The 5215-nt window shown below is 41.9% G+C and carries 7 protein-coding genes; 1 reads left to right on the top strand and 6 read right to left on the bottom strand.

Going from position 1 to position 5215, the window contains the following annotated elements:
- Positions 1 to 417: hypothetical protein (locus CIK86_RS19275; protein WP_218838346.1), on the top strand; the 417-nt coding region annotated here is incomplete at its 5' end.
- Between the two features lie 455 nt (positions 418 to 872).
- Here CIK86_RS19275 and CIK86_RS19040 read toward each other — a convergent pair.
- The 6 genes from CIK86_RS19040 to CIK86_RS19065 form a co-directional block, all read right to left on the bottom strand.
- Positions 873 to 1259, bottom strand: a complete 387-nt coding sequence (locus CIK86_RS19040) for a hypothetical protein (protein ID WP_086994699.1) — start codon at positions 1257 to 1259, stop codon at positions 873 to 875.
- 100 nt (positions 1260 to 1359) lie between these two features.
- Positions 1360 to 1674, bottom strand: coding sequence for a hypothetical protein (locus tag CIK86_RS19045; RefSeq protein ID WP_076921750.1), 315 nt, complete (start codon positions 1672 to 1674; stop codon positions 1360 to 1362).
- A 191-nt stretch (positions 1675 to 1865) separates the two neighbouring features.
- On the bottom strand, positions 1866 to 2531 hold the full coding sequence (locus CIK86_RS19050) for a GAP family protein (protein ID WP_086994692.1): 666 nt from the start codon (positions 2529 to 2531) through the stop codon (positions 1866 to 1868).
- Between the two features lie 522 nt (positions 2532 to 3053).
- Entirely contained in the window at positions 3054 to 4004 is a 951-nt protein-coding gene (locus CIK86_RS19055; protein WP_086994689.1) for a replication initiation protein, read from the bottom strand.
- Positions 4005 to 4557: 553 nt separating this feature from the next.
- Complete coding sequence (locus CIK86_RS19060) at positions 4558 to 4842, bottom strand: type II toxin-antitoxin system RelE/ParE family toxin (protein ID WP_096317127.1); 285 nt, start codon at positions 4840 to 4842, stop codon at positions 4558 to 4560.
- A complete protein-coding gene (locus CIK86_RS19065) occupies positions 4832 to 5074 on the bottom strand; it encodes a type II toxin-antitoxin system RelB/DinJ family antitoxin (RefSeq protein ID WP_096317128.1) in 243 nt (80 codons plus the stop codon). The genes CIK86_RS19060 and CIK86_RS19065 overlap by 11 nt, the downstream gene beginning before the upstream one ends.
- Positions 5075 to 5215 lie beyond the last annotated feature (141 nt).

Here is a 5215-nt window from a genome sequence, read left to right on the forward strand (position 1 = left end):
AAAATCAAATCTCTTGAAGCTAAAAACGAACATGACTTAAATGAATATAAAAAACAGTTACAAAACAAAATAGAGCAGGCTAATAGTGCAGAAGAAACCGCGAAAAACGCACTCAACGATGAATTTGCAGAAGCAGAGAGGCTACAAAATAGGGCTCAACAAAAATTAATTGAAGCTGAAAACGAAAGGCGCAGTGCTGAAAAATTAAAAAGAGAAGCAATAACCTTGGTGAACGAAGCAAAGGCCAAGCAATCCGAGGCGGAAGATTTAAAGGCAAAAGAAGAATTCAGTAAAATTCACGCCGGCAAAGCAATGCAGCGCTATAAACGACAAGTAGATGCGCTTAGAACAGATCAGGATGAACTATTTAAATTCGTTAAACAGCACCACCCTAGTTTGATAAAAGATGATAACTAAAACTTAGACTCACTCCAATATTTAGCCAAATAGTCGATAGTTTCCTGAGAAACATGATTAATTCCTTGAAAGATTATGTGCGCTTGTTTTTTCTCTTCTTTAGAAGGCCATTTTCCATATTGAACTTTAAAAATAACATGATGCCATCAGCTAAAAACTCTATGTTACTGTCGGAAGACAATAATGTTTGAAACTTTTTTGCCTTCCCAGTCCGCTCCTTTCGTGTCAATAGAAGGTATGTATGACAATAAAGATCAAAACTTAGATTCAATCAACGTGCCTATCCAAAGAAAAATTGTGACAACAAAGATTGAAACTCACTTTTGGACAAAAATGAGTTAGAGCTGAAGGACGGCTCTGTGCCAATTGCGGACGTTTGTAACGCCAGCCAGCATGCGCGGCTACGAAATGGAGGCGAAGCCGCAATGTAGTAGGCGTCGCCGTGCCTGGCCTTGTTAGCGACTCCATGGCACCGGGTTATCTCTCCAATCTAGGCCATCGCCCAGAGCATCCTCAGCGGATTTTAAAGCCTCGGAGTGACTACCACCTTGGCCATACATACCGCAATCCTGACACTCGCACAGATAGAAGGTGTCCTTGATTTTGTAGGTATTCAGTGCCTCCAACCCACACTGCGGACATTCATCAACCTGAACAAAAGACCGTTCTTTCTCTGCCTTCCAAGCATTAGCGAGCATCTGCGTGATTTCTGCGCTAGCTGCTGAACGTTTCCCCTCTGCCTCCCGAACTCTTTTGGCTCCTTCTGGGTCGAACTTTCCACCGACATAATTGCCAGGATTCTCTTCAGGAAAATCCTCGAAGTATTCAGACCATTCACCCATTTTTAACCCCTCCTGTGGGTTTGTTTACTGCTCGCTAACGCCCGCCTAACACGCAATGTGTTGGCGTGGCTTTTTGCGTTGTTTGCCAAAACCATGACAACTAATCATTGTCGGAGTTAAGGCGCTTGTTATATGTATCTGCGAATCTAAATAAGAATGACAAAGCAGACGCGTAGATTGTAAAGAAAATAAAAAATGCCACTGCCAAGCCTATTTGTGCAGCCCAATTACTTTTAGTAGACAATTCATAAATTAAGTATACGGAAATAGGCAATGAAAGAAGATAGTTATTACTCTTAGCAATAGCCTTTTCAAAAGTCGATATACATTTATCAGTCAGGTTTGGAGAAAAATAAAGGGCTAATGGGATGAGAAATAAGCCAGCGAAAAGTATATCTATTACAACTTCTTTCAATTTAGAAACTCCATATCTAAGTACATATAACGCCGCGATGTGCGGATTTTAAAAGTGGAGGCGAAGCCGGAGCTTCTAAAATTCCGTACCATCGCCTTGTTAGCTGGGGCCCCTAGCCGCACAACAAAAGGCAACCAAATTACATCCAGAAACCCCAAACTTCCTTCACACTTACTCTTAACACCCAACAATCATAAAAGACCTTTCCCAGTAAGAAGAAACTTGATTGCGTCACCAACCAATGCGAACCCAGCTATCGCAAGCAAAGCAGGCATAAGATAAGCACTAGCGCGCTCTACAACTAGATTTATACGCTTCAATAAAGATTGACTGCGCTCTCCATTCATCGCCACTAGAACAGGAACAATCACGAAAGGCAGAGCATAAAGCAAGTTGTAAGCAAACAGCACGATAACCGAATCAATAATCGTCAGGTCAGCCTTAAGAATTTGGTTGAGTGCAGCAAAATACGGCAAAGCAAAGGGGATGCCTACAAAGTTGATGATTGCTCCTAAACCGAATGCTTTTACCGGAGTGAGAACTCCATCCGGTTTAGCTTGTTCCTTTTTTGTTTTATTTTTTGGACGGAATGTAACCCACAATAAAAGGATTCCAAGTAGCAAGCTGATAATATAATCAACAAATTGCGGATTTGCTAAACGGTCGGTAATTCGCTCAAGTCCAAGCGCTAAGATAAAGCCTGCAATGAAGTAAGCAACAGCGTGCCCAATAAGAACTGCACTACTGTTTGAAACCGGGTGTTTTGTGCCTGCAGCATACACCATAAAGGCAAACAATACTGGGTTCATCACGTCTACAATCAGGATAGGTATCAGAATAGTCCAAATTTCAGTCACAATCTCTCACTCTTCTTCGGGTAGAAGTTAATATACAGCTAACAATTTAATAGTGCGCTCATCGCGCATATCTCTGCCGACTTAACGCTCACTTTTCTATATTATATAGTTTTAACAAATTACCTAAGGTATTACTATCACTAAGTTTTCTAAAACTTTTAAGTAAAGTTAAATGGAACAATATGCGCGCATCGCTCATTTTCATGAATATATGCGCAAAGAGTAGTTTAACCAATCAACTAACTCTTGTGTTTAGCCAACCTCAATGACCGGTTATCGCTAAAAGCTGCCCTTAGAGCATTTACGTTAACTCGTTTTGGGGCAAAAGCTTGTTAGAACAAAAGGCAGACTGCGACAAATAGCATCGAAAAGTTTCGAACTTTATTGTCATGGTTTTAGTATTTATTGTCGAGTTTCATACTTTAATGTCCTCCGACAGTTACTCAAAAGTAATCACCTCTCTGTAATATGTAATCAAACCCAAAAAGGGCTATTATCTGATAGGGCTTGTTTTCGCGATCGCTATTTTAAAATTTTTGCATATTTACTGACTGTGCTTGCTGATATTTTAAGATCCTCTGCGATTGCTGCATGCGCGTAACCTTGTGACTTCAAGTTACGTACAGCTTCCCAAAGCTCCCAATTTACTTTCACTGACCCAGCGGGTCTACCACCACCTTTGGATACCTTACCGCCTTTTGCGCCCTGCTTTGCTTGCCATTCACTAAAGCCAGCTGCGCTAAAGTTCTTATGCGTCCATCGCGCAACGCTCTTAGCTGTGGCTTTAATTTCACTCTGCGGTAGTGGCTCTTTAAACGTTTTTTTATTGTAGCCCTCAGCCCTGGTTAAACACGCTTCGAGCCAACGCTCGTATTCAGGCCACCCTTGCCTAATCGCTTTGTAAGCCCACGTACTGAGATAATCGAATAAGTTACAGTTACGCCCTAATCCGTAATCAGGAAGCCGTTTGCGGCCACTGTAGGCGCTCAAATCGACATAGTCAGCAAGCCAATCTAAATTATATAAGCATGGTTCCCATGTAGAGACTTGCCAGTGTGGATTTAAGGGGTTTTTACAAATAAGGCCTGCGTAACCTATATCGGCACCGAGTTTTTCTCTCAGGGCGCTTTCTACTGCTGCTGCGTAGCGAAGTGGAGCACTACGGCCATCGGGTGCCGTTCTGATAGACACCTCAAGGCCGTAAATCAAATGTGCATGCCCGTTATCACGGTTTGTTGCAACGATATTGGGTGCGGGCGCACCTGAATCGTACCAATCTAAGGATGCATTCGGTTTGTCTACGTCAAACACCAACCAGTATTTATGCGTCGGGCCATTCGCTTGGATGTAACGTGATTTGATCGCGTTCTGGGCACGCGCAATCGCTAAGCCGTTCGCGAACTCATCGGTATGGTACGGTTTTTTGGGTAAACGCTGCTCAAAAAGTGAAAGCTGTTGTGCGCTATTATTCAATTCTCACCGCGCTTATGGCGGTTTTGGCTTGTGAAGTATGATCCATGTGTTATTATTCTCTCTGAGATTATATAGTTTCGATTTTTCGGAATTATCTCGAACCCTGATATCGTAATTCTTCCGCCAAGATGATGTACGAATCGGGGTTTTGTTTTATTAGGGCTTAGGTTACGTCAAATAACTGAGCTGAGCAAGGCAGCTTGAAGTGCCTAAAAACATCTAAAAAAATGCCTTTCGATAAAAATACCACCTGAACCGGAAAAAGTATCACGATAGCCCATACCGGTTTTTATGTTAAATACGTTTTCTCAGTACAAACTCCCCGTTTGTGCCCAACAAAGCGTTTGTTTTTACCCGGTTCACACTCAGATTCAGTACCAGTACCAAAAAACGGCTAAACTCGTTTTCCGGTGCCTTTATAAATAATCTATTTCATCTTTTTAGACACAGGTTTTTTCATTCTTGTTTCAAGTGAAACAAAAATGAAAAACCTTAAATTTAACCTTTGAAATCAAGAACATAAACGCAATAACTACTGTTTATCAAAAAACGGTTAAACTCGTTTTCCAGCGTCTTTATACGCCTCTGATTTATCTCTTTTGCCTATCGCCACAACAAGGATAGACACTTTTTCATCGTGCACTTGGTATATTAACCGGTACCCAACTTGACGTAATTTAATCTTGTAGCAGTCTGGGAGTTCTCGTAGCCGGTTAGCTTCAACCCTTGGTTGTTCCAGTACTTCACCTAACTTCTTTTTAAACTGCTCACGCACGGTTGCGCCTAACTTACGCCATTCCTTAAGCGCACGGGGATCAAATTCTAACTCATAGGTCATCTAACGAGACCTTTACTCCGGCTTTTGGATCAGCTAAACGGGCTTGTGCCACAGCAATAAGCGCTTCATCTTCACTTGTTAGCAACACTGACTTGAACGGCAGTTTTTCTCTTTGTGCAACGTATTCCAGTGTTTGTCTCAATAACTCTGATGGCGTTATTCCTAATTTTTCTAACGCAGCGTAAGAACGCACTTTCAGATCATCATTCACACGAATATTTATAGTAGCCATAACGCACCTGTATTTACATTTGTATACACACATTGTATTCCACTGACACAACTTTGCAAGCTCCAAAAACGGATTAAAATCGCCTCTGGGCGATTTTAAACGTTTTTGTGAGCCAACAAGCGCAGCGCGTTAGCCCCCGCC

This window comes from Pseudoalteromonas sp. JB197 (assembly GCF_002332205.1).
Lineage (GTDB): Bacteria > Pseudomonadota > Gammaproteobacteria > Enterobacterales > Alteromonadaceae > Pseudoalteromonas > Pseudoalteromonas nigrifaciens.